This window comes from Roseibium sp., from assembly GCF_965229775.1.
Classification (GTDB): Bacteria; Pseudomonadota; Alphaproteobacteria; order Rhizobiales; family Stappiaceae; genus Roseibium.
In genome coordinates this window covers 5,822,235-5,844,789 of record NZ_OZ245929.1, presented here as the reverse complement: position 1 = coordinate 5,844,789, position 22,555 = coordinate 5,822,235, and the positions used below count along the sequence as shown (strand labels likewise).

The window sequence follows — 22,555 nt, the reverse complement described above, 5'->3', positions numbered from 1 at the left end:
AGGATTGACGCAATGTATGCATTGAACATGCCTTAACGGAAAAAAATCCTGTTTAAGGTCTTGAGTTGGCGTCAATTCCCGAACCGACTCTGATACCATCCCGCCCTGTCGTCGCAACCTCCACGGTGGGGGCGGTTGTTGACCGACGCGCAATACCGAGTTGCAGATCGTGTAATCGGACGTCAATCGGGCTGAAAGATCCATGCAAAGACTGGATTTTGAGTTGGACAAGGCTCAGGTCAAGCGCGCCTGGGGCGTGATCGACCGGGAGTTCCAGTCTCTCGGTCTTGTCTTGCGGCGCGGTTCCGATTTCGATCTGGTCGAAGCCATGGCCGCGGAAAGCGGGTTTCCGCCGCTTGAAGGCCATTTCACGCCGACACTGAACACCTATACGCCGTCGCAGGCCTTCTGGCTCGCCCTGACCGACAAGGACGGCAAGATGGTCGGGCGGGTCTGCGCGCGTTTCGACAGGATGGAATATCCGATGACGCTCACGGATTTCTGGCGCAAGTACTTTCACCGCTGCTATCCGAATGCCCTGGGCGGACAGGTCGTTCTGGAGGAGGATCAGCCGCGTGTCGGACGGCGCATCACGGGTGATGTCGTCTATCTGGGTGGCACCTATGTGGCGCGTGACTGGAGACGCCACAAACTTGGAGGTCTGTTGAACCAGCTCGCCCAGATCGAGGCTTTGCACGACTGGGGAGCCGGTTTTTACTATGGCTGGATCCAGGGGCACACATTCCTGGACGGTTTCTGGCGCGAATGCGGCTTTACCAGATGTTCCCACCATGCATTGCGCTGGGCTGAGCCGCTGCCTGGTACGCTGGATGCCAATCTGATTTTTGCCGGCAATAGCGTTGATGATGTGTGTGATCTGATAGATCGCGTCGCTCGTGGATTTCCAGCAATTCCATCAGACAGAATATTCTCACAATCCCCGAACGGGTCTCGAACCTGACCAGAAGCCGCTGGAGCGTCATGTCGGGAACGCCGGCGCCCAGACGGTTGCCGGTCCGCTGGATATCCAGCCACGGATCTCCCTTGAAGACTGTCTGATAACCGTCTGCAACGCCCTTGCGGTAAACCTGCGGCAGGAAACTGGTCGCCGGTTTCTGCGCCTCAGGATCCAGCGCGTGCGGGAAGAACCGTCTGAACGTGGTCTCCTTGCCCGCAAAGGTGATCGTCGGAACGTCGCCCGGGTTGGCGGAGGGCAGCGTGAGAAGGAGCCACGGGCTCAACTTCGTCATGCGGCTGTCCCGGATCATGACGCCACGGTTTTCTTTCCAGGTGTTCAGCAGGAACTGAGCCCGCTCACCGGCCAGTCCGTTCTCTACATTTGAGAGCGGAAGTGGCTCAACAAAGGTATTCTTGCTCATCTATCTGTCCAAAGGGTCCCGGGTTGCGCTGGAATCCGCGCTGGATTGCCTCGGCGAAAATGTCGCCTCGGGCCTCAACAGCAAGTTCCGCACGCTCCGCATCCGTCAATAGACTGGTCTGGTCGTGATTGAACATGTTGAAACAGTGAAAGTCCAGCAGATACAGGCAGTCGTATCTTGCTGCAATTTCAAACAGTTCAAGGAACTCGAGCTGTTCCTTCGTAAATTCCTGCACACTCATGGTTTGTACCACTTACTTTTTCAGTTTGACGAGAGCCTCATATACAAAGAAAACGCTTTCCAGAATTTCGAACTGGTTCATGCGTTGATGTTCCGGTTTCCGGTTGTTCTGTTCAACAACGCTTTCCAGAGCCTTCAGATAGAGTTCCTTGTCCAGGCTCTGGCGATCCCGGCCAGGTTCCTGGGGAACTTCACCGGGCAGCGGCGCTTTCAATTCCCTTGACAGCAACAGCATGTGTTCTGCGCTGAGAGCCTGTTTTCCCTTGCGGATTCGAGACACGGATGCCGGTGTCAGGCGCAGAAGATCCGCGACCTCGGTATTCTTCATGCCACTGGCTTCGATGGCGTTGTTCGCCCAGGTTGTAACGTCGAAGCCGTTTTCACCCGCAGGTGATTCCATGTTACGCGTCCCGTAAGATTTATTACCAAACTCTTAACGAATATTACGTGATGCGACATAAAATGCAACGACAGACTCTCCTTGCGGAAGCTGATCCCCGGAGAATCTGCGATTGTGCTTAACGGCCGGAAAGCATGTTTGACAGCCGTCCTCGGCGGCACAGTGCGCAAGGGAGAGGGCACATCCGCCGGTCCTGATGCCGGTCACGGCAATTCAGACGGCTCGTGGCTCATTGCTCATGGTTCACGGATAGGCCGGACATCCACCCGCGCTGCGGATGCGTATCCTGATGGACAAAAATCGGATGCAGGCCTCAATGAAAGATGTGATGATAAAGGCCAACGACATCCCGAGGGTTGACCGGATGAAGCGTGTAATCGCCAGACTTGCAGTTGTTGTTTCCTTTGTGTTTTTGCTGCCGGCGGCAGCCTTCGCCGATGAAATGCTCGACAATGTCCGCTGGCTGTTGTCATCGCCCGAGAGACTGCCGCTGATCGTCGAGAAGCGGCGGAACGAAATCTCCGCCTTTTACAATTCCGACGAGGCACAACTGCTCTGGCTCGACCATCCGCGCAGCCACGAACTCATCAGCGAAATGCAGCTGGCCTATCTTCAGGGTCTGCGTCCGGAGGACTATCCGGCCGCGGTGCTCGAGGACGCAGCCGCTTCGCTCAACAGCCTTTCCTCGGCAGCCGACATCGCCTGGGTGGAGCTGCTCTACACCGGTCACTTTCTGGATTACGCACATGATCTGAGGGCAGGGCGGGTCTCTCCGCGCGTGCTTTATCCGGACGCCTACATGCCGTCCAATTCGATCGACACGATCGACGCCCTGTCGAGGCTGATATCATCGGAGGAAATGTCCGCGTTTATCGATGTCTGGCAACCGCAGGACGATACGTACAGACGTCTCAAGGAGCACTTGCAGCACCTTCATGACATTCAGGATTCAGGTGGCTTTACCTTCCTCGATCCGGCCTCCGTACCGGTCCCCGATCTGCGCCGGCGGCTTTTCGAGGACGGCCTTCTGGCGGAAGCGTCCGGGGATACGGTTTATGACAAACGCCTGGCCTTTGCGGTGGGGCAGGCGCATCTGCGTTACGGGCTTGAGATTTCCGGCCAGGTGACGCCCGGACTGATCCGTGCGCTCAACATACCCGTGGACCGGCGGATCGAGCAGCTCACCAACGCCCTGGAGCGCATCCGATGGCTTCCGAACGAGTATTCCCGGCTGCAGCTTTACGTGAACAAGGGCGAAAACACCTACGTTTTCCTGGAAAACGGGCGGGTCGTGCGGGAAGGCCAAGCCTATCCGAACTGCCCGGACAGGAACCACACGACGCTGGCGACGACAATCGAGGCAGTGACCTTTCACCCGACCTGGCAGGTGCCATGGGAGTTTTTCGGCAAGGAATTGCTGCCGCGCCTCAAACAGGACCCCGAGCAGGTCGAGGCCGCCGGCTACTATCTGAAACGCAGCGGTGCCGACGTTCCGCTTGATGCGCTTCCGTGGAAAGAGGCCAGCCTGCGCGATATCGAGCGGGCCAGCAACCGGGAGCAGTATGCGCTTTATCTGCCGGCGTCCAGCGAGAACCCGCTCGGCCAATATGCCTACCGGCTGCGGCAGGAGCAGAGGTTGCAGCTCTTCGATCTCGAGGCCACGCCGGACGATGATCTTTTCTGCAATCCCTACCTGCCGAAGACGGCCTTCGGCATCGTCAACGGGCTGGATATTCTGGACCAGATCATCGAGCCGCGCGTGCTGCCTGCCGACGGCATCGAGGACCGGATATCCAGACAGGACACGGTCACGTTCCCGGCCCGCGGCGGATTGATGGCCGTCGTTTCGCACCAGTCCGTCTGGGTCCAGAGACAGGGCCTGATCCGCTTCGGCAACGACCCTTACCTGGAAGACGCTCGCCTGACGGCCGCGCTTTCCGGGCGGCCGAAGCCCTGACGGAAGGCTTTTTGTCCTGCGCGCACGGGCGGGGCGGGCGTCAAAGCAGCATGATCAGGGTGCCCGCGAGTGTGAGCAGCACGTTGGCAAGGGCATAGGTGCCGGCATATCCGAGTGCGGGAACCGTGCTTTTTGCCGCCTGCTGCACGATCCCCAGGGCCGGCGTGCTGGTCATGGCCCCGGTCAGCGCACCCAGCAGCAATGCCGGGTTCATGCCGAGGGCCAGCCGCCCGAAGACGTAACCGCAAAGAAGGGGCAGGCAAGTCACGACAACGCCTGACAGGAACAGCACCGGGCCCACCGACCCGATCGCAGCGGCGATGCCGCCACCGGCGTTCAGCCCCACCCCGACCATGAACAGGAGCAGGCCGAGCTCCATCATGATGAACCGGGCTGCAGCCGGCATGCGGCCGAATGTAGGGCGGTTGGCGCGCAGGAACCCGACACAGATGCCCGCGATCAGCAGTCCGCCCGCGGTGCCGATGCCCACATCGATGTCGCCGACCTTGACGGTGATCTGACCGAGCAACAAGCCGAAGACGATCCCGGCGGCGAAGGTCAGCAGGTCGGTTTCGACGGCCTTCCGGTCCTCCGCGCCAAGTTCGGCAATGGCCCTGTCGAGCGCCCGGCGTTCGCCGGTCAGGATCATGACATCACCGCGCTGGGCAACGGTTCCGGGCGCCAGGGGAAGCTGGATCTGGGACCGTGTCATGCGTGTCAGATAACAGCCATGACGCTCGTAAATGCCCAATTGCTCAAGCGACTTGCCGACTGCGTTCGGGTTCGTCACGACAACCTCGGCAACATCGACAACGGCATCGATCAGATCCCGGTCCAGGACTTCGGCGCCGAGGCGATACTGGCTTCTTGCCCTCGCGTGTTCTTCGGGCGTTGCGAAAACGGCGACCTTGTCGCCCGCCTCGATTACCGTATCGGGTTGGGGGTCGATCAGTTCGGTCCCGCGCTTGATCTTGTAGAGCGACCTGACGCTGATGTCCTTTGCGGAGCGGGCGACCAGCGCCTGCGCGATTGTCAAACCGCTGACCTCCAGGTCGTCGATCAGGTAGGCGCGCAGGATCGGCCGGTCGATCGTGTCGTCAACATTTTCCTGCTTGAAGCCGCGCTCGCTGGCAAAGGTTTCTGCTGCTTCCGCGAGATCGACACGCAGAAGGTTCGGCAGCAGCTTCACGACCAGGAGCAGGCCAACCGTTCCGAAGATGTAGGTGATCGCGTAGGCGACGCTGATGTGTTCGATGAGGCTGTTCGGGGTCTGTCCGGCAGCCGGCGACACGAGACCGGAGGACACCGCGTTCTGAGCGCCGACAAGGGTCGGTGTGCTTGTGAGACTGCCGGCCATCAAACCGGCGGAAAAGGCGTTGGAAAGACCGGTCAGCCAGGCGAGACCGAGCACCAGAAGGAAGGAACCGCCCGCCATGAACACGGTCAGTACAAGGTATTTGGGCCCGTCCTGCCGCATCACGTTGAGGATCTGCGGTCCGGCCTGCCAGCCGACGGAATAGATGAACAGCGTGAAGCCGATCGCCTGAACGATCGGGTCGATCTTGTAACCGTAGTGGCCGAACATGAGCGCGCAGAGCAGCACGCCGCCGGTCACGCCGATCTCAAACCGGGCGATGCGGATGTTGCCGATCAGGTACCCGATCGCGATGATCGTGAAGATGACCAGCACGGAATCCTGCTGGAAGATCTGCGAAAAATCGATGGTCATGTTTTTGTCTTGCCTGGCGCGCCACCATTGCCGGTCAGGTCGGTTGGCCGCCGGTCAAGTGCACGCTCTGTCGTAAAGTCGGCCCCTCCTGATCGCCTGTTGCGTCAAAATGATGACGTCTGGCCGACAATCGGCCCCGCCTGCGGCCAATCCCGGTCAATTTCTGACGATTAAGGGGGGATCAGGCGCTTGCCTGTTCAGGCTCGGGGCGGTGCAGGTCCTGCTTCTTTGCCGCCGCATTCAGGTTGCGGATCTCGCCCGATGCGGCGATCTCATGCGAGGTTGCAAACCGTTCGTGATTCTGGGCAACCTTGGGAAGGTCGTAGAGGTAGTTCACCATGACCCCGGCCGATTGTGCGCGTCCCTTGGCGGACGTGTCCGCGACGGCGTGGACAGCATGGATCATCGCCCCGTTGCCAAGGTGAAAACGGGCAACGGGATCCAGGGGTTCACCATCGGGCCGCTTTGCCGACATCAGGTAATAGGCGGCAAGGAGCCTCAGTTGCCTGGTGTCCGCATCCTCATAGGCAATATCTTCCGAATCCAGCCACTTCGTCAGGCCCGGGATCGGCGACAAGGTGACGAAGGCCTTCAGGCCGGGGAGTTCGGCCGCCAGGTCGGATGCGACCTGCTTGATCAGCGAATTTCCGAACGAGATCCCGGCGAGCCCCGCCTGGCAATTGGAGATCGAGTAGAAGACGGCCGTTTTTGCCGTGTCCGCGGCAATGATCTCGCGTTCGTCGGTGAGCAGATCCTGAATGGAACCCGGGATCTCACCCGTCAGGGCCACCTCGACAAAAATCAGCGGTTCGTCCGGCATGGTGGGGTGAAAGAAAGCGAAGCAGCGGCGGTCGTCCGGCACCAGCCTGTGACGCAGGTCCTCCCAGCTGGCGATTTCGTGCACCGATTCATAGGCGATGATCTTTTCCAGGATATGTGCCGGGCTTTCCCAGCTGATCGGCCGCAGAACCAGGAAACCCCGGTTGAACCAGGACACGAACAGGTGCCTGAAATCCTGGTCGAGCGCCTGCAGTTTCGGATCGTTGCCGCCGAGGGTGAGAAGATCGGCACGCATTCGCACCAGGATTTCGGTGGCGCCCGGGGTCTGGTTCAACCGCCTGATGAGTTCCTGCCGGTCCGGTTCGACAGCCGTCATGAAGGCGCGGTAGCTCTGCTTGCTCGGGTTCTTCTCATAAGCGTCGAGCGTGCTGCGCACCTTGTCGGGATCAATGTTCATGTCGCTGGCCAGATGCTGAAAGAAAGCGAGCTTTTCCTCGTCTGTCATCGCCTGGTAGCGCTTCAGGATGTGATTTGCGGCCGAGAGCCCGGTAATCTCCCCGGTCGCGCCGACAAGGGCCGTGATCAGTTCCTCCATCGAGCGGGAGTCCGGCTTGTCGAGCGCAGCAGCCAGATACCTGCGTTCGAAAATTGTCGACAGCAAATCTCCCAGGATGGTCATTGTTTTCTCCAAGGGCCGTAAACGTCCCGACGCCGCAGCGGTGAAGTCTCAAGGTGCATCCTTCCGGCTGCGCCGGAAGCATGCACACAAATCATATGCCGTGCTTCGCGCCTTGCCCAATTGTCCTTTTGGCGAGCCGACGGCGCGGATGCCTTCACCTCAGGACAGGTTGACCTGCTTGGTGGACAGGCCGACGGACAAGGTGAAACTGCCTTCGTTTATCAGCCAGCGGCGAACCGTGAACGTCCGGACACCCTTGGCGTGCATCGGATCTTCGGCTGCGTAACGCCTTGCCTCTTCCAGTGAGGGCGCCCTGTAGATGATCATCCCTTCACCCTCCAGATTGTCGCCGGATGCATCGGAGACCGGACCCGCAAAAACGAGTTTGCCCTCCTGTTCCATCCGGGCCTGGTAGGCGAGATGATCGGGCAGGGTGCCGGGCAAATCTGCGTCCGGTCCGGAGGGGACAGTGTTCACGACATAGAGTTCGAGCGCGAGCGAGCCCCGTTCCCTGGCCATGCGTTTGTAGTCGTTCCATTTCGGCATGCGGTACCTCCAATTTTTCTCACATTAAAAAAATCGATATTATTTGACAATCTTAAAAATAGTCGTCAAAGTCAGAAAAAATTTGGAAACGCCGAGGCAAAAATGCGATTCATAGTTGGGACAGGTTCGTCGGGGCAGGGTGTCTTTCTCGTGGAAGGGGAATGGGGCTGGAACCTGACGGCGGCAAACGGAAGTGTCGGAACGGATCTGAGCGCGATGGCGGCAGGCCGCATCGCCATGGACAGTCTGGAAGCAATGAAGGACAGCGTGGACGCGGAGCCTCTTTCCTCGATCACGCCGGGCCTTCCGATCGAGCGTGCCGGCAAGATCATGTGCCTCGGTCTGAACTATGTCGACCATATCAAGGAAGGGGGCTACGAGGTTCCCTCCTATCCCGCGCTGTTCATGCGCTGCAACACGTCCATGATCCCGGCAGGCGCGCCGATGGTCCGCCCGAGCTGCTCGGAGCAGCTGGACTACGAAGCCGAGCTGATGGTGATCATCGGCAAGGGCGGCAAGCATATCAGCGAGCAGGACGCGCTGGACCACGTGTTCGGCTACACCATCTTCAATGACGGGTCGGTGCGGGAATACCAGCGCAAGACCCACCAGTGGACACCCGGCAAGAATTTTGACGGCACCGGCCCCATCGGCCCGCTCATCGTAACGCCTGACGAACTGCCCGAGGGCGCGGAAGGCCTCAAGATCGAGTCCCGCGTCGGGACGGAAATCCTGCAGAGCGCAAAAACCTCCGACATGCTCTGGAGCGTTGCGCGCACGATCGCGACGGTTTCCGAATTCACCACCTTCGAATCCGGTGATCTGCTTGCCATGGGAACGCCTCCCGGGGTCGGGCATGCCAAGACCCCCCAGCGCTGGCTGCGTCCTGGCGAAGTCGTTGAAGTCGAGATCGAGGGCATCGGCATCTGTGCCAATCCCGTCGTCGCGGAGGAAGACATGGTCGCGACGGAGGCCGCGGAATGACAATGGCCGTCTCTCATGCACCGACCGGTGAGGCGCTGGAAAAGCTGCGCGCGGAAGCGCATGCGCATATCCGTGATCTGCGCGCGCGCATCGGCAAGCTGGACGACGACGGCATCGACCTGATCCTGCGGACCGCCAGGTCGCATTACGCCTGGCAGGACAGGCCCGTGCCGCGCGAGGTCCTCGAGGCGATCTACGAGATAACGGCCGCAGGTCCGACAAGCATGAACACATGCCCGGCCCGCTTCTATTTCGTCGAGAGCCCCGAGGCCAAGACCCGGCTTGCCAAGGCGCTGAAAGACAAGAACATCGACAAGATGATGTCCGCGCCTGGAACGGTGATCATCGCGCATGACCTGGATTTCTGGAAGGAGCTGCCGTTCCTCTTTCCCCACGAGGACCGCCGGCCGCATTTTGAAGGAAAGCCGGAACACGCCGAGACAACCGCCTTTCGAAACGGGACGCTTCAAGGGGCCTATTTCATGATCGCGGCGCGCGCGCTCGGTCTTGATGTCGGGGCGATGTCCGGCTTTTCCAACAAGATCGTGGACGAGGAGTTCTTTGCCGGAACCACGCTCAGATCGAATTTCCTGTGCAACTTCGGCTATGCCGACGAGACCGCGCTGTTCCAGAAACTGCCGCGTCTTCCGTTCGACAAAGCCTGCAAGTTTCTGTGAGGCAGACGAATGGCGCTGAAGGCAAAAACAGTCGTCAAGCTTCGGTCCTCCGCGAAGGGGATCAGCCATTCCAGGACGGATGTCGGTATTCGCGACCTGACCATTTCGATCGATGAACCAGAGGCACGGGGCGGAACCAATCTCGGCCCCGCACCGACGGAGGCGGCGCTGGCCGCACTCGCCGGATGCACCAACGTGATCGGCAACAAGTGTGCCGGCAAACTGGGCGTCGATATCGGACACCTGTCGATAGAAATAACCTGCGAATTCGACCGCAGGGGCGTCACCCTGGAGGAGGAAATCGACGTTCCCTTTGTCGCGCTGAGCCAGGTGGTGACGAGCGACGGGACCGCAACGGATGATGATCTCGCACGCGTTGCACGGGAAGTCGCCAAATACTGTCCCCTGTCGAAATTGTTCGAACAGTCGGGGACCGCACTTGAGACGGTCTGGCAAAAGGCCTGACCGCTCTGATTTTGGGAGGAGAATGCCATGTTTGGAAAAATGACGAGACGGGGCGCGCTTGCTCTTGCGCTTTTGAGTGCAACCTCGCTGCCTGTGTCCGCGACCGAGACCATCAAGGCCGTCGTCATCGACGGCTATCCGGCGCGTGCCCTGTGGGTGAAGGAATTCACCAACTTCTTCATTCCGGAAGTCGACAAGCGGCTCGCGGAAACCGGCAACTACAAGATGGACTGGCAGGAAAGCTACGGCGGGTCCATCGTGAAGCCGAAGGGTGTCCTGGAAGGCATCAAGCTGGGCCTCGGCGATATCGGCATCGTGACGACGATCTTCCATTCGTCGAAGCTGCCGAGCCAGGCGATTTCGGCGGTGACACCCTTCGTTGCACCGGATTCGCGCGCGGTCGCCAAGGCGGTTGACGAGATCGCCAAGGAATTCCCGACCATGCAGAAGGAATTCGACAAACAGAACCAGGTGTATCTGGCGACGGGCGTCGTGCTCGACACCTACCAGGTGTTCTCGAAGGACCCGATCAACAGCATATCCGACCTTGAAGGCAAGAAGGTCGCCGGCGCTGGCATGAACCTGAGATACCTGGAAGGCATTGACGGTGCGGCCGGTGTCCGCGGCGGTCTGACAGATTTCTACAACATGCTGCAGACCGGCCTCGTCGACAAGGCGATGCTGTGGCCGGAAGCCGCCAGTACCTTCAAGATCGCCGAAGTCGCGCCCTACATGCTGAAGGCGGATCTCGGCGCGGTGAACTCCAAAACGATCACGGTGAACAAGGACTACTGGGACGGCCTTCCCGACGAGGTGAAGGAAGTTCTGCAGGAGGTTGCCGTCGAGTACCGCGACCATGTCGCAGGCATTGCAATGGACCGGGCGCAAGCCAGCCGCGACAAGTATGTCGAAGCCGGCGGCACCATCGTGGAAATGGACCCGGCTGAACGCGAAGCCTGGGCGGCCGCGATCCCGAACCTTGCCGTGGAATGGGCCGCAGACCTTGATTCCAAGGGCGAGCCGGGCAGTGACATGCTGAAAGCCTACATGACCAAACTGCAGGACTCGGGCTTCACACCGACCCGCGACTGGTCTGCGGAACTTTCGCAGTAAGGCAGCGACAACAAGCGGGAGCGCCGGAATGCTGCGACCAATCCGTACTGGCGTTCGCGCCCTTTCAAACCTCGCCAGCTGGGTTGCCATGGGTGCCAACGCGGTTGGCACCCTCATCGTGCTCGGCCTTGTCCTGATCGTGAATTATGACGTGGTCGCGCGCGGTCTCTTCAACGCCCCCTTCCGGGGGGCGTATGAGGTGGTCCAGTTCTCCATGGTGCTCATCGTTTTTCTGCAGCTGCCCGACGTGGTGCGGATGAACCGGCTGACACGCTCCGACGGGTTCCTGACCATTCTGTCGACGTCCCGGCCACGGTCCGCCGGAACGATCCGGCGCACGATCAATTTCGTGTCGGGCGTGTTCATGCTGCTCGTGGCTTATGCGATCTGGCCGGAATTCGTCGAGATGTATGAAACAAAAGACTTTTTTGGTGTGCCGGGTATCTTCACCGCGCCCTGGTGGCCGATCAAACTCGCCATCTTCCTGAGCGCCACCCTGTGCATGATCCTGTTCTTCATCAAGGTCATCATGCCGGATCCCGCCGTCGAGCCCGTCCGCCTTAACGAACATGCCGAGGAAAACGCGTGACACCTTTTGAAATCGGCATCCTGTCCGTCATCGCGATCGTCGTCCTTGTCTATGTCGGCGTCTATATCCCGATCGCGCTCGGCCTGGTCTCGTTCGTCTCGATCCTCCTGATGCGGGACAATTTCGACCTCGCGATCAACCTTCTGAAGATCGCGATCGGCGACAGCGTGATGGAATACACCTTCGCGACGGTCCCGCTCTTCACCTTCATGGGGCTGATCGTCTCCAAGGCGGGGCTCGGCGCCGACATCTACACCGTGATGAATTCCGGTTTTCGCAAGGTCAAGGGCGGGATCGGCATGGCGACCGTCGGTGCCAATGCCGTCTTTGCGGCCGTGACCGGATCTTCCATCGCTTCCGCGTCGGTGTTTTCGAAGGTCTCCGTGCCCCAGATGCTGGCCTTCGACTACAATCCGCGCTTTGCGGTCGGTGTTGTTGCCGGCTCGTCGGTTCTGGGCATGATCATTCCGCCCTCCGCGATGCTGATCATCTATTCCTTCGTTGCCGAACAAAGCGTCGGCGACATGTTCCTTGCCGGTGTGGTGCCGGGCCTTCTGCTGGCCGCCGCCTACGTGATTGCGATCTTCCTGATGGGACGGGTCACGCCGAAATATGTTGGCGGCCGACCGGCGGAAGAAACCGAGTGGATGTCCCCGATGGAGATCGCGGACAAGACCCTGCCGACGCTGATCCTGATCGTTGCCGTCCTCGGCGGCATCTATACGGGCTGGCTGACGCCGGTCGAGGCCGGGGCGGCCGGGTCGCTGCTCGGGCTGGTGATCGCCGCGTTCCGCAAGAAGCTGACCCTGAAGACGCTCTGGCATGCGCTTCTGGAGACCGGCCACATCACCGCCTCGATCCTGTTCCTGATCACGGCGGCCTCCATCTACAGCCGCATGCTCGGACTTGCCGGCCTGCCGAACGAACTCGGCGATCTTCTGACCGACACGCAACTGACCTTCTTCTGGATCATGGTCATTTACGTCGCGATGATGATCTTCCTCGGAACGATCCTCGACACGGCCTCCATCATCCTGATCGTCGTGCCGCTGTTCCTGCCGCTGGTCGAACCGATGGGGCTTTCCCTGGTCTGGTTCGGCATCATCACCGTTGTCGGTGCGGAGATCGGTCTGCTGACGCCTCCGCTCGGCATTTCCTGTTTTGTCATCAAGGCCACGCTGAACGATCCGCGCATCTCGCTGAAGGACGTTTTTGTCGGGGCCTTTCCGTTTGCGCTGGTCATGCTGATCGTGCTGGTCGCACTGATCCGCTGGCCGTCGCTGAGCCTGGCTATCCTGAACTAGAAGGTGTCCCATGCGTCACGTCACGAAAGACAACATAACCGATGTTTTCATGGGATATTTCGGCCCGGACACCGATCCGCGCCTGAAGGAAATCCTGAAGAGCCTGGTCACGCATCTGCATGACTTCGCCCGCGAGACCAATCTCACGCACGAGGAATGGCGCAAGGGCATCGAATTCCTGGAAGCGGCGGGAAACATCTCCGACGCCGAGCGCCACGAATTCGTTCTGCTTTCCGACGTCCTCGGCCTGTCCTCGCTGGTGGACATGCTGCATTCCAGCCCGAAGGGAACATCGTCGAGCGTGCTCGGGCCGTTCCATATCACCGGTGCACCGCCCCTTGCCATCGGCGGGGACATGCGCCGCAACTTTGACGGCGAGGTGCTGCTCGCAAAGGGCACGATCCGCGACGAGGACGGCAACCCGATCGAGGGGGCCGAACTCGATATCTGGCAGACGGCTCCGAACGGCATGTATTCCAGCCAGGACCCGGACCAGGACACCTATTCGTTCCACGGCATCCAGACGACGGGTCCGGATGGCCACTATGGTTTCACGACGGTCAAGCCGGTGAGCTACACCGTGCCGAGCGACGGGCCGGTCGGCGACATCCTGAGAGGCAGCGGCCGCCATCCCTGGCGTCCCTCGCATCTGCATTACATTGTCAAGGCGCCCGGTTTCCGGACGCTGGTGACGGAGATCTTCCCCGATGATGATCCGTATCTCGACGAAGACACGGTCTTCGGTGTCCGCGATGATCTCGTCATGACCTATGTCGAACAACCGGCCGGCTCGTTCCCGTCCGATGGCTACGTGCTGTCCGGCAAGGTCGACGGCACCTGGCTGCTGGCCGACTTCGACCTGGTTCTGGTGCGCGAGGGGACCTGAAACGGCTCCTGCGCTTTTCCCCTTTCGCAAGCTCCTCTTCCCGAGGTGCGGAGGATGGGCGGTTTGTTCCTCGAACCTGCCGCCCATCCTTCGAAACGGGATGCGGCTTGTTTACCGGATTTGTCGTCCCGGTTTGCCGCGAAAGCGGAAAGACCGGGGGCCAGTAACCCTTGTGGCCGGGGGCTTTTAGAAGACGGAAAAACAGCTGGCTACCGGGTACCGGCCTTCCGCTTTGCTACAGCCGGAATGACAAGTTCATTGGATACGGACCGGCGTACCAGAACACTTCCAGGTCAGGCCACGGCTCGACCATGTCATCCACGCCGCTCCGTTTCCAGCTACGCAGCCCGCCTTGTTGAGAGTTTATGGCATGGATTGCAGGGTCAAGCCCTGCAATGACGAACAGTGGAGGAGGGGCCAGGAAAGAAGCCCTCCGCTGGTCATGCCATGGCTTGACCATGGCATCCATGCCGCTCCTTTTCCAGCTACACAGCCCGCCTTGTTGAGAGTTTATGGCATGGATTGCAGGGTCAAGCCCTGCAATGACGAACAGTGGAGGAGGGGCCAGGAAAGAAGCTCTCCGCTGGTCATGCCATGGCTTGACCATGGCATCCATGCCGCTCCTTTTCCAGCTACACAGCCCGCCTTGTGGAGAGGTTATGGCATGGATTGCAGGATCAAGCCCTGCAATGACGAACAATGGAGGAGGGGCCAGGAAAGAAGCTCTCCGCTGGTCATGCCATGGCTTGACCTTGGCATCCATGCCGCTCCTTTTCCAGCTACACAGCCCGCCTCGTCGAGAGGTTATGGCATGGATTGCAGGGTCAAGCCCTGCAATGACGAACAGTGGAGGAGGGGCCAGGAAAGAAGCCCTCCGCTGGTCATGCCATGGCTTGACCTTGGCATCCATGCCGCTCCTTTTCCAGCTACACAGCCCGCCTTGTTGAGAGTTTATGGCATGGATTGCAGGGTCAAGCCCTGCAATGACAGCCGATGGGAAGGGGATGAATGCACGACTTTGGCCCCAAATACATCCTCCTCAAGATGAAGGAAAGTCTTCAAGAACGAGTGGTTCGACACGCCTCGAATCGTCATCCCCGACTTGATCGGGGATCCAATCCACTTTGCGCCAGGATGTGTTGCAAAGTGGATTGAAGCGAAAGGCTTTGCTGACTGTGCTTGAGCAGACGCTCTGGAAACGAGTGGATCCCGGATCGCCGCCTCGCTGCGTCCCGGATGACGCAACGGGATGACACGGCTTGCCTGGCTTCAAACTGAGGAAGCAACCTGCGCCCCGGCCCGTTTTCACCTCCAGCTACCATCTTCGCCACCAACAGGTGGCCGGAGCAATTTCGTGCTGAAAGCGTGCGCGCTCGCTGAAGGCGAACCCGGACAGTGCAGAGCCTATTCGGCAGCCTCAACGGAGAAGTGTTTTTCCAGAAATGCGCCGGTGTTGCGGTAATGGTCGAGCAGCAATTTGCAGGCAAGGTCGGTGTTTCTGTCGACGGCGGCGTTCATGATGTCGCTGTGTTCCCTGCCGATGTCGCGGGCCGAATAGTTGAGGGCCTGCCCTGCGAGGTAGCGGTAACGGATGTTGAGGTCATAGAGCTGGTTGCAGAACTTCAGCAGCACCGGTGAATGGCAGCCGTTCAGAAGGTTCATGTGAAAGGCCTTGTGCAGCTCCTCGAAGCGCTCCACGTTGGCGCGCGGTTCGCGCATCATGCGGTGGTGGCTGATCACGAGCCGGTCTTCCCAGGCGTGGTCCGCATTGGCAAGGCTTTCCCGCAGCGCCATTTCCTCCAGATGGCAGCGCAGGTTCAGGATTTCGGCGAAGTTCGACGGGCTGACATCCGACGTGCGGAAGCCGCGCTGATCCAGGCGCTCGACGAGAAGGTCCGACACAAGCAGTGTCAGGGCTTCCCGGATCGGGGACCCACCCATATCGAGTATCTGCCGCAGCTTCTCGATCTTGAGTTTTTCGCCCGGCGCCAGTTCGCCAACCAGGATCATCCTGCGGATCGCGAGATACGCACGTTGCGTAGAGGAAGGTTCTTGCGATGCGTCCATCTGCATTTGTATAGCCATGGGTAAATAATATCGATTTTCTGACCAGAATTCCAGTTTTAACTAGGATGATGCGCGCGCGCGTCAAGTCAAATCGAACATGAAATGCTCAACAGATTTCCGCCAATTCGCTTGGCCCCTCAACGCTTTTGGTCTGTTTTGCACTCGAAGCTGCCGACAAACGCCCGATTTACGGAAAAATACGTGCCCGGGAATTGACCGCAATTGTTCTAATTAATAATAAACAAAACAACAAGTTTGGAGGCAAGATGTCCGTAACCCCGATCCTGCAATTCGGAACCAGCCGGTTTCTTCAGGCACATGTTGATCTGTTCGTTTCCGAGGCGCTCCGGCAAGGCGCGGCGGTCGGGCCGATCACAGTGGTTCAGTCGAGCGGCGATCCGCGCCGCGCAGCCCGGCTCGCCGCCCTTTCGGCGGCGGAAGGCTTTGAGGTACAGGTGAGGGGCGTGGATCGCGGTCAGCTGATCGAGACGCGGACGCGGGTCACCAGCGTGGCGCGGACGCTGTCTCTGCCCGCCGATTTCGAGCGGGTCCGGGACATCGCGGTCAACGAGGCACGGATTATCCTGTCGAATACGGCCGATGCAGGCTTCCGCCCGCGTGAGGCGGACCGTCTCGCAACCTACGACCAGGCAATGTCCTATCCGGCAAAGCTGACCTGGCTGCTCTTTCAGCGGTTCCGGGAAAATGCCGCCACAATTCAGGTCATGCCGACGGAACTGGTGCCGCAGAACGGTGACGTGCTGCGCGATCTCGTCTTCGGGATCAGCGATCTTTATCCCGAAGCCTTCCGAAAGTGGCTGGAGACAGAGGTCACCTGGGTGAATTCGCTTGTCGACCGCATCGTGTCCGAACCGCTCGAACCGGCAGGTGCGGTGGCCGAACCCTATGCTCTCTGGGCGATCGAGGATCAGCCCGGTCTCGTGGTGCCCTGTTCGCATCCGGACGTGCGCATTGTTCCGGGCCTTGAGCCCTATGAAACGCTCAAGCTTTTCATTCTGAACCTCGGCCACACCTATCTGGTATCCCGCTGGCTTGCCGATGAGAGAACGTGCCACAAGTTTGTTCGGGATATGCTCGCCGACCCGGCAGCTGCCGCGGATCTTGAAGATCTCTATGCCCGCGAGGTCGTGCCCGGATTTGCGGCCCATGGCCGGAAAGAGGAGGCGGAGGCCTATGTCGAGACCACGCTCGACAGGTTCAGGAACCCGTTTCTCGACCACAAGCTTGCCGATATCGCCCAGAACCACCCGGAGAAAATCGAGCGCAGGATCGGTGCATTCCTGGCCTGGGCGAGACAGGCGGATGCGTCATTTTCCGCGCCGAGGCTGGACGCGATCTCCGCTGCGCCCGCCGAGGTCCACATGCTCTAGGTCATTCGAAACAGCAATGGCCGGACCCACTGCCGTCCAACCGTTACTGCGTCTCCCCGGACAAGCGTCAGCTCTGATCCGGGGCCTACTCGCCTGTCAGCTTGCCGCATCGGGCGATTGTGTCCGCTTCTCGGTGTTCCACTCGAGGGCTCCCGAAACGAGTGGGTCCCGGATCTCCGCTGCGCTGCGTCCGGGATGACAGGGAGAGGCACAACCTAGGTCTCTTCCCTGGGTGTCATCCCCGACTTGATCGGGGACCCAATCCACTTTGCGGCAGATTGCGTGTCGCGGGCAGGGAGTTTTGGCCCCGCTTTCGGTTAAGTGACCGACGCTCTGGAAACGAGTGGGTCCCGGATCTCGCCGTGCTCGTCCGGGATGACAGGGAGAGGCCTGACTATCGGGGCAACCTCGCGTCCGTAAGACCTCATCCTGAGGAGAACCATAGGGTCCGTCTCGAAGGATGGGCTGCTGGGCACCGCATTTGCCACGCATCCTTCGAGACAGCGCTCGCGCGCTTCCTCAGGATGAGGGAGAGGGTTGAGCGCATGCATGCGGAAGGTGAAACATTTTTGCCGTCCAACCGCTTCTGCGTCACCCCGGACAAGCGTCAGCGCTGACCCGGGGCCTACTCGTCTGTCAGCTTGCCGCATCGGGCGATTGTGTCCGCTTCTCGGTGTTCCACTCGAGGGCTCCCGAAACGAGTGGGTCCCGGATCTCCGCTGCGCTGCGTCCGGGATGACAGGGAGAGGCACAACCTAGGTCTCTTCCCTGGGTGTCATCCCCGACTTGATCGGGGACCCAATCCACTTTGCGGCAGATTGCGTGTCGCGGGCAGGGAGTTTTGGCCCCGCTTTCGGTTAAGTGACCGACGCTCTGGAAACGAGTGGGTCCCGGATCTCGCTGTGCTCGTCCGGGATGACAAGGTGAGGCCTGACTATCGGGGCAACCTCGCGTCCGTAAGACCTCATCCTGAGGAGAACCGTCAGGTCCGTCTCGAAGGATGGGCCGCAGGAAACTAAATTTGCCGCCCATCCTTCGAGACAGCGCTGACGCGCTTCCTCAGGATGAGGAAGGTGAAACATTTTTGCCGTCCAACCGCTTCTGCGTCACCCCGGACAAGCGTCAGCGCTGATCCGGGGCCTACTCGCCTTTCAGCTTGCCGCATCGGGCGATTGTGTCCGCCTCTCCGTTTCCCATTTGAGAGCTCTGGAAACGAGTGGGTCGAGGATCTCGCTGTGCTCGTCCGGGATGACAAACGGCTGGAAGAATTCGTCATTCCGGACAAGTGCAGCGCTAGCTGTGCGCCGATCCGGAAACCAGACGTAGTTCGCGCCGAGGGCGCGGCTTATTCTGGTGGTATCATGAAGAGTGTTCGCTTTGCCCACGCAGATTTCCGGATACCCGAGCAAGCCGGCACAGGTTCCAGATAGGCGTTCGGTATCAGGCGCGTTTGTGGTCTTTCAGGGAGGCAAGGAGTGTTTCCTTGGAACGGCGCAGGTGCTTGAGCGCGGCTTCCTCTGAGTGAAGACGGTCATGCGCGAGCATGGCCCTGATCCATTCCAGGTGTTCCTCGATCGCCGCCGCGTTGCGTTCCCGCTCGTCATGCTTGTCCCACATGTAGTGATAGTGGAAGATGAGCGAGATCAGTTTCTGGGCTTCCAGAACGAAGCGGTTTTTCACCACGCTGTTGACCGTTAAATGAAATTTTTCGTCCAGTGTCGAGAAGTCGTGATACCGGGTCTTGAGGTCCTTTTTCAGTTCCTCGTGTTCGATTTCAAGCTCCTTAAGCTTCGACCAGATGTCATGATCTTCCGGCAGCGACAACAGTTGCCTGACGGCATTCATTTCCAGAACGAGCCGGAAATCGGAGAGTTCGACCGCAAATTCCGCCGTGAAACCGGACAGGATCCAGCCTCCCTTGGCGCGCCGCTCGACAAGCCCGAACCGGCTCAGGCCGGACAGGAACTCCTGAAGGCTGTGTGCCGGGACACCGAACTGCCGCGACAGCTGGGCAATGTTGAGGGACGTGCCGGCGGGCACATCGAAGCGCAGGATCCACTCGAAGAACAGCTGTTCCAGTTCCTCGTCCGAAGGCGCGCTTTCGGATTGAGACAGGCGATGGCTTTGTTCGGGGCGCCTGATGAGCGTCTTCTGCCTGCCTTCCCAATCGATCAGGTCTTCTTCATCAAGTTTCTGAAGCGCGGTTCGCACGATGGTGCGGCTCACCTCCATCTGCTCGGCCAGAACGACCTCCGCAGGCAGTTGGCTGCCAACATCCATTGTGGCGCAAATATCCAGCAACTTGTTGTAAGCGCTTCGAAAACGCTCGTCTGTACGGGCCATGGCGCGAAATTAGCACATCCTTGACGAAGAACAATTCCCGAAATTCAGTATGAAAAAATAAAAAACAATTGACGATCGAGAATTCGAATGTAATTCTGTTTTTAATAATTAAATTCAATTTTCGCCCGGGAGGACACATGGCGAATCTTGATAGGGGGGCGTATCCGGTGCCTGCGGCTTTCAGACTTTCGGCCGGGTCGTTTCACAAGCTATCGGCTGTTCTGACCCTTTTGGCGCTGGTGATCGCGTTTTCGTTCGGCAACGATGCGTTCCTGACCGTCAACAACGGTCTCACGGTTCTTCTTCAGACGTCGGTGATCGGTCTGCTCGGCATCGGCATGACAATGGTCATCATCACGGGCGGGATCGACCTCAGTGTCGGCTCCGTTCTGGCCCTGTCGGGCGTCGTGACCGGTCTTTCCATAAAGGCCGGTGTTCCGACCGCGCCGGCCATGGCGCTCGGGATTGTCGCGGGCGCGATTTGCGGGTTCCTGAACGGGTTCGTCATCACCAAGATGCGGATCACGCCCTTTGTCGCGACGCTCGGAATGATGCTGATCGCGCGCGGCGTTGCGCTGCAGCTCACGGGCGCAGCACCGATTTCGAGGCTCGGGGAAGCCTTCGGCATCCTGGGGAACGGGTCCCTTTTCAGGATCGTCGAGAAGACCGGCGGCATCTTCCCGAAAGTAGTGTTTCCCGGCATTCCCTATCCCGCGATCCTGCTTGCGGTGGTTGCAATCGCCGCCGCCTATCTCTTGAACAGGCGCCAGGCCGGGCGGCATATCTACGCGACCGGGTCGAATGAAGAAGCCGCGCGGCTTGCCGGTGTCCTGGTCGACCGGACCAAAATCTTTGCCTACACGCTGTCGGGCGCCCTGGCAGGGCTTGCGGGCAATGTCCTGATGTCGCGCCTCGTGACGGTGCAGCCGAACGAAGGCGTGATGTACGAGCTTGACGCCATCGCCGCGGCGGTGATCGGCGGCGCTTCGCTGATGGGCGGCGTCGGCAACATATCCGGCACCATGATCGGCGCATTCATCATCGGCGTCCTGCGCAACGGCCTGAACATGGCGGGGGTCTCCGCCTTCATCCAGCAAATCGTGATCGGCGTGATCGTCATTCTGGCGGTCTACATCGATCAGATCCGAAACCGGCGCTGACAAGCCGGGCAACCAACGAACGTGTCTTCAACCGGAGGGAATAATCCATGAAAAAGCTGATTTCGACCATGATGATGGCAAGTGCACTGGTGCTGACGGGCGCTGCGGCACAGGCCGGTGAAATCGCGGTCATCGTCAAGACGACCAACTCGAATTTCTGGCAGAACGTGAACAAGGGCGCCAGCGCCGCGATCAAGGGGCAGGAAGCGCACACGATGACCTTCAACGGTCCGGCGTCCGAGTCCGCGATTGCCGATCAGGTGAGCCTTGTCGAAAACGCCATCAACCGCGGTGTTTCGGGGATCGTTCTTGCCCCGTCCGATCCGGAGGCGCTGACGCCGGTTGTCAAGAAAGCCTTCGAGGCACAGATCCCGGTGGTCATCATCGACTCGGGCCTTGCGGACAACGCCAAGGACTATTACCAGGCCTTCCTTTCCACCGACAATTGCGCAGCCGGCAAGCTGGTTGCCGACAAGATGCTGTCCGAAGTCGGTACCAAGGGCAAGGTTGCCGTGATGTCCTACGTTGCGGGTGTCGGGTCCGAGATCGGCCGGGTCGGGTGCTTCGTCGAGCACATCAACGAGAAATCCGACATTGAAATCGTCGGCCCATTCTATTCGCAGTCGCAAATGGCGACCGCTCTCAACCAGACCACCGATGTTCTGGCCGCCAATGACGATCTCGTCGGCATCTTCGGCGCAAACGAACCGACGGCAATCGGCATGGGCCGCGCAATCGTGCAGGCCGGCAAGGCCGGCAGCATCACCGCGCTCGGCTTTGACGGCAATTCCGACCTGCAGGACTTCGTGCGCGACGGAACGCTTGCCGGCACCGCCGTGCAGGGGTCCTTTCAGATGGGTGAACTCGGCGTTCAGACCATCATGAAGCTGTTGAACGGAGAGAGCGTGTCCGACTTCATCGACACGGGCGTCGTGCTGGCCACGAAAGAAAACATCGACCAGCCCGAAGTACAAAACGTCCTTTACTGACAAATCCCAACTTGCCGGGGACGCACTCCTTCCTTGTGTTCCCGGCACTTTTTTCGAAGGACCTTTCGTCATGAGCCTCGATAGCGCTTCCCAGCCCCTTGTTGAGATGAGCAACATTGAAAAGCATTTCGGCGGCATTCGCGCGGTCAACGGTGTTTCGCTGGACCTCTACCCGGGTGAGGTGGTCGGTGTCCTCGGGCACAACGGGGCGGGAAAATCGTGCCTGATGCGCATCCTGTCGGGGGCGATGATCGCGAACGAAGGCACGATCAAGGTCAATGGTGAACGCGCCGAAATCCAGAACCCTCATGATGCGCGCGACCTGGGGATCGAAACGATCTACCAGACCCTTGCGCTCGCCGATCACCTGAATGCGCCCGCAAATCTTTTCCTCGGGCGGGAGCTGAAGACCAGGCTCGGCAATCTCGACGACCGGAAGATGATGGCCGAGACGCAGCGCGTCCTGCGCAAGCTCAATCCCAATTTCAAGAACCTTGACGATCCGGTTGCAAAGCTTTCCGGCGGCCAGCGGCAGGTTATTGCGATTGCACGAGCAATCTATTTCAATGTGAAGATACTGATCATGGACGAACCGACGGCAGCGCTCGGTCCGTCCGAAACCGCGATGGTCGCCGACCTTATCAAGGGCTTGCGGGCAGATGGGATCGGCATCCTGCTTGTCAGTCACGACATGCATGATGTGTTTGAGCTGTGCGACCGCGTGGTCGTGATGAACAAGGGTAGGAATGTCGGGTCGCATCCGATTGAAGATGTGACCAAGGACGATGTGCTCAGCCTCATCATCAAGGGCGAACTGCCCGGGGACTGGGTGCCGCGCGGCCGGGAAAAACTGCAATGAAGCATGAGACAGCGCCAC

21 protein-coding genes are annotated in these 22,555 nt (G+C 59.7%); 13 read left to right on the top strand and 8 right to left on the bottom strand.

What is annotated here, in order from left to right; genetic code table 11:
- Positions 1 to 202: 202 nt before the first annotated feature.
- A complete protein-coding gene (locus ACO07N_RS26650) occupies positions 203 to 961 on the top strand; it encodes a hypothetical protein (RefSeq protein WP_421983899.1) in 759 nt (252 codons plus the stop codon).
- Between the two features lie 395 nt (positions 962 to 1,356).
- On the opposite strand, the gene ACO07N_RS26645 is transcribed toward ACO07N_RS26650, so the two are convergent.
- Both ACO07N_RS26645 and ACO07N_RS26640 read right to left on the bottom strand, forming a co-directional pair.
- The gene (locus tag ACO07N_RS26645) at positions 1,357 to 1,620 is read right to left on the bottom strand and encodes a hypothetical protein (protein ID WP_421983898.1); all 264 of its coding nucleotides are present in this window, start codon (positions 1,618 to 1,620) and stop codon (positions 1,357 to 1,359) included.
- Between the two features lie 12 nt (positions 1,621 to 1,632).
- The gene (locus tag ACO07N_RS26640) at positions 1,633 to 2,019 is read right to left on the bottom strand and encodes a helix-turn-helix domain-containing protein (protein WP_421983897.1); all 387 of its coding nucleotides are present in this window, start codon (positions 2,017 to 2,019) and stop codon (positions 1,633 to 1,635) included.
- Positions 2,020 to 2,335: 316 nt separating this feature from the next.
- Between ACO07N_RS26640 and ACO07N_RS26635 the strand changes: the two genes are divergently transcribed.
- The gene (locus ACO07N_RS26635) at positions 2,336 to 3,976 is read left to right on the top strand and encodes a hypothetical protein (RefSeq protein ID WP_421983896.1); all 1,641 of its coding nucleotides are present in this window, start codon (positions 2,336 to 2,338) and stop codon (positions 3,974 to 3,976) included.
- Positions 3,977 to 4,016: 40 nt separating this feature from the next.
- Here the strand turns inward: ACO07N_RS26635 and ACO07N_RS26630 are convergent, their stop codons facing one another.
- The 3 genes from ACO07N_RS26630 to ACO07N_RS26620 form a co-directional block, all read right to left on the bottom strand.
- Positions 4,017 to 5,705, bottom strand: a complete 1,689-nt coding sequence (locus ACO07N_RS26630; RefSeq protein WP_421983895.1) for an aspartate:alanine exchanger family transporter — start codon at positions 5,703 to 5,705, stop codon at positions 4,017 to 4,019.
- A gap of 181 nt (positions 5,706 to 5,886) precedes the next feature.
- On the bottom strand, positions 5,887 to 7,164 hold the full coding sequence (locus ACO07N_RS26625) for a malonyl-CoA decarboxylase (RefSeq protein ID WP_421983894.1): 1,278 nt from the start codon (positions 7,162 to 7,164) through the stop codon (positions 5,887 to 5,889).
- 159 nt (positions 7,165 to 7,323) lie between these two features.
- Positions 7,324 to 7,710, bottom strand: coding sequence for a YciI family protein (locus tag ACO07N_RS26620; protein ID WP_421983893.1), 387 nt, complete (start codon positions 7,708 to 7,710; stop codon positions 7,324 to 7,326).
- A gap of 102 nt (positions 7,711 to 7,812) precedes the next feature.
- Between ACO07N_RS26620 and ACO07N_RS26615 the strand changes: the two genes are divergently transcribed.
- From ACO07N_RS26615 to ACO07N_RS26585, 7 genes are read left to right on the top strand one after another with little or no spacing between them, the layout of a single operon-like run.
- Positions 7,813 to 8,694, top strand: a complete 882-nt coding sequence (locus ACO07N_RS26615; RefSeq protein ID WP_421983892.1) for a fumarylacetoacetate hydrolase family protein — start codon at positions 7,813 to 7,815, stop codon at positions 8,692 to 8,694.
- A complete protein-coding gene (locus ACO07N_RS26610) occupies positions 8,691 to 9,371 on the top strand; it encodes a malonic semialdehyde reductase (RefSeq protein ID WP_421983891.1) in 681 nt (226 codons plus the stop codon). Before ACO07N_RS26615 ends, ACO07N_RS26610 begins: the two co-directional genes overlap by 4 nt.
- Positions 9,372 to 9,380: 9 nt before the next feature.
- A complete protein-coding gene (locus tag ACO07N_RS26605; protein WP_421983890.1) occupies positions 9,381 to 9,836 on the top strand; it encodes an OsmC family protein in 456 nt (151 codons plus the stop codon).
- A gap of 27 nt (positions 9,837 to 9,863) precedes the next feature.
- Entirely contained in the window at positions 9,864 to 10,949 is a 1,086-nt protein-coding gene (locus ACO07N_RS26600) for a C4-dicarboxylate TRAP transporter substrate-binding protein (RefSeq protein WP_421983889.1), read from the top strand.
- A 28-nt stretch (positions 10,950 to 10,977) separates the two neighbouring features.
- Positions 10,978 to 11,538, top strand: a complete 561-nt coding sequence (locus tag ACO07N_RS26595; protein ID WP_421983888.1) for a TRAP transporter small permease subunit — start codon at positions 10,978 to 10,980, stop codon at positions 11,536 to 11,538.
- Positions 11,535 to 12,842, top strand: a complete 1,308-nt coding sequence (locus ACO07N_RS26590) for a TRAP transporter large permease (protein WP_421983887.1) — start codon at positions 11,535 to 11,537, stop codon at positions 12,840 to 12,842. Before ACO07N_RS26595 ends, ACO07N_RS26590 begins: the two co-directional genes overlap by 4 nt.
- Positions 12,843 to 12,852: 10 nt before the next feature.
- Entirely contained in the window at positions 12,853 to 13,728 is an 876-nt protein-coding gene (locus tag ACO07N_RS26585) for a dioxygenase (RefSeq protein WP_421983886.1), read from the top strand.
- A gap of 235 nt (positions 13,729 to 13,963) precedes the next feature.
- Here ACO07N_RS26585 and ACO07N_RS26580 read toward each other — a convergent pair whose 3' ends face one another.
- Entirely contained in the window at positions 13,964 to 14,638 is a 675-nt protein-coding gene (locus tag ACO07N_RS26580) for a hypothetical protein (RefSeq protein ID WP_421983885.1), read from the bottom strand.
- 494 nt (positions 14,639 to 15,132) lie between these two features.
- Positions 15,133 to 15,813: a GntR family transcriptional regulator gene (locus ACO07N_RS26575; protein WP_421983884.1), complete on the bottom strand. Its 681-nt coding sequence runs from the start codon at positions 15,811 to 15,813 to the stop codon at positions 15,133 to 15,135.
- Positions 15,814 to 16,061: 248 nt separating this feature from the next.
- Between ACO07N_RS26575 and ACO07N_RS26570 the strand changes: the two genes are divergently transcribed.
- Positions 16,062 to 17,186: a mannitol dehydrogenase family protein gene (locus ACO07N_RS26570; protein WP_421983883.1), complete on the top strand. Its 1,125-nt coding sequence runs from the start codon at positions 16,062 to 16,064 to the stop codon at positions 17,184 to 17,186.
- 1,440 nt (positions 17,187 to 18,626) lie between these two features.
- On the opposite strand, the gene ACO07N_RS26565 is transcribed toward ACO07N_RS26570, so the two are convergent.
- A complete protein-coding gene (locus tag ACO07N_RS26565; RefSeq protein WP_421983882.1) occupies positions 18,627 to 19,466 on the bottom strand; it encodes a GntR family transcriptional regulator in 840 nt (279 codons plus the stop codon).
- A gap of 200 nt (positions 19,467 to 19,666) precedes the next feature.
- Between ACO07N_RS26565 and ACO07N_RS26560 the strand changes: the two genes are divergently transcribed.
- The 3 genes from ACO07N_RS26560 (at position 19,667) to ACO07N_RS26550 (ending at position 22,537) form a co-directional block, all read left to right on the top strand.
- Entirely contained in the window at positions 19,667 to 20,689 is a 1,023-nt protein-coding gene (locus tag ACO07N_RS26560) for an ABC transporter permease (protein ID WP_421983881.1), read from the top strand.
- A gap of 47 nt (positions 20,690 to 20,736) precedes the next feature.
- A complete protein-coding gene (locus ACO07N_RS26555) occupies positions 20,737 to 21,678 on the top strand; it encodes an ABC transporter substrate-binding protein (RefSeq protein ID WP_421983880.1) in 942 nt (313 codons plus the stop codon).
- Between the two features lie 70 nt (positions 21,679 to 21,748).
- Positions 21,749 to 22,537, top strand: coding sequence for an ATP-binding cassette domain-containing protein (locus ACO07N_RS26550; protein ID WP_421983879.1), 789 nt, complete (start codon positions 21,749 to 21,751; stop codon positions 22,535 to 22,537).
- The last annotated feature ends 18 nt before the right edge of the window (positions 22,538 to 22,555 follow it).

Bases quoted from the DNA above. Each gene is read 5' to 3' on its own strand.
- ACO07N_RS26650 (WP_421983899.1), top strand. From the start codon at position 203: ATGCAAAGACTGGATTTTGAGTTGGACAAGGCTCAGGTCAAGCGCGCC.
- ACO07N_RS26645 (WP_421983898.1), bottom strand. From the start codon at position 1,620: ATGAGTGTGCAGGAATTTACGAAGGAACAGCTCGAGTTCCTTGAACTG.
- ACO07N_RS26640 (WP_421983897.1), bottom strand. From the start codon at position 2,019: ATGGAATCACCTGCGGGTGAAAACGGCTTCGACGTTACAACCTGGGCG.
- ACO07N_RS26635 (WP_421983896.1), top strand. From the start codon at position 2,336: ATGAAAGATGTGATGATAAAGGCCAACGACATCCCGAGGGTTGACCGG.
- ACO07N_RS26630 (WP_421983895.1), bottom strand. From the start codon at position 5,705: ATGACCATCGATTTTTCGCAGATCTTCCAGCAGGATTCCGTGCTGGTC.
- ACO07N_RS26625 (WP_421983894.1), bottom strand. From the start codon at position 7,164: ATGACCATCCTGGGAGATTTGCTGTCGACAATTTTCGAACGCAGGTAT.
- ACO07N_RS26620 (WP_421983893.1), bottom strand. From the start codon at position 7,710: ATGCCGAAATGGAACGACTACAAACGCATGGCCAGGGAACGGGGCTCG.
- ACO07N_RS26615 (WP_421983892.1), top strand. From the start codon at position 7,813: ATGCGATTCATAGTTGGGACAGGTTCGTCGGGGCAGGGTGTCTTTCTC.
- ACO07N_RS26610 (WP_421983891.1), top strand. From the start codon at position 8,691: ATGACAATGGCCGTCTCTCATGCACCGACCGGTGAGGCGCTGGAAAAG.
- ACO07N_RS26605 (WP_421983890.1), top strand. From the start codon at position 9,381: ATGGCGCTGAAGGCAAAAACAGTCGTCAAGCTTCGGTCCTCCGCGAAG.
- ACO07N_RS26600 (WP_421983889.1), top strand. From the start codon at position 9,864: ATGTTTGGAAAAATGACGAGACGGGGCGCGCTTGCTCTTGCGCTTTTG.
- ACO07N_RS26595 (WP_421983888.1), top strand. From the start codon at position 10,978: ATGCTGCGACCAATCCGTACTGGCGTTCGCGCCCTTTCAAACCTCGCC.
- ACO07N_RS26585 (WP_421983886.1), top strand. From the start codon at position 12,853: ATGCGTCACGTCACGAAAGACAACATAACCGATGTTTTCATGGGATAT.
- ACO07N_RS26580 (WP_421983885.1), bottom strand. From the start codon at position 14,638: ATGGATGCCAAGGTCAAGCCATGGCATGACCAGCGGAGGGCTTCTTTC.
- ACO07N_RS26575 (WP_421983884.1), bottom strand. From the start codon at position 15,813: ATGGCTATACAAATGCAGATGGACGCATCGCAAGAACCTTCCTCTACG.
- ACO07N_RS26570 (WP_421983883.1), top strand. From the start codon at position 16,062: ATGTCCGTAACCCCGATCCTGCAATTCGGAACCAGCCGGTTTCTTCAG.
- ACO07N_RS26565 (WP_421983882.1), bottom strand. From the start codon at position 19,466: ATGGATGTTGGCAGCCAACTGCCTGCGGAGGTCGTTCTGGCCGAGCAG.
- ACO07N_RS26560 (WP_421983881.1), top strand. From the start codon at position 19,667: ATGGCGAATCTTGATAGGGGGGCGTATCCGGTGCCTGCGGCTTTCAGA.
- ACO07N_RS26555 (WP_421983880.1), top strand. From the start codon at position 20,737: ATGAAAAAGCTGATTTCGACCATGATGATGGCAAGTGCACTGGTGCTG.
- ACO07N_RS26550 (WP_421983879.1), top strand. From the start codon at position 21,749: ATGAGCCTCGATAGCGCTTCCCAGCCCCTTGTTGAGATGAGCAACATT.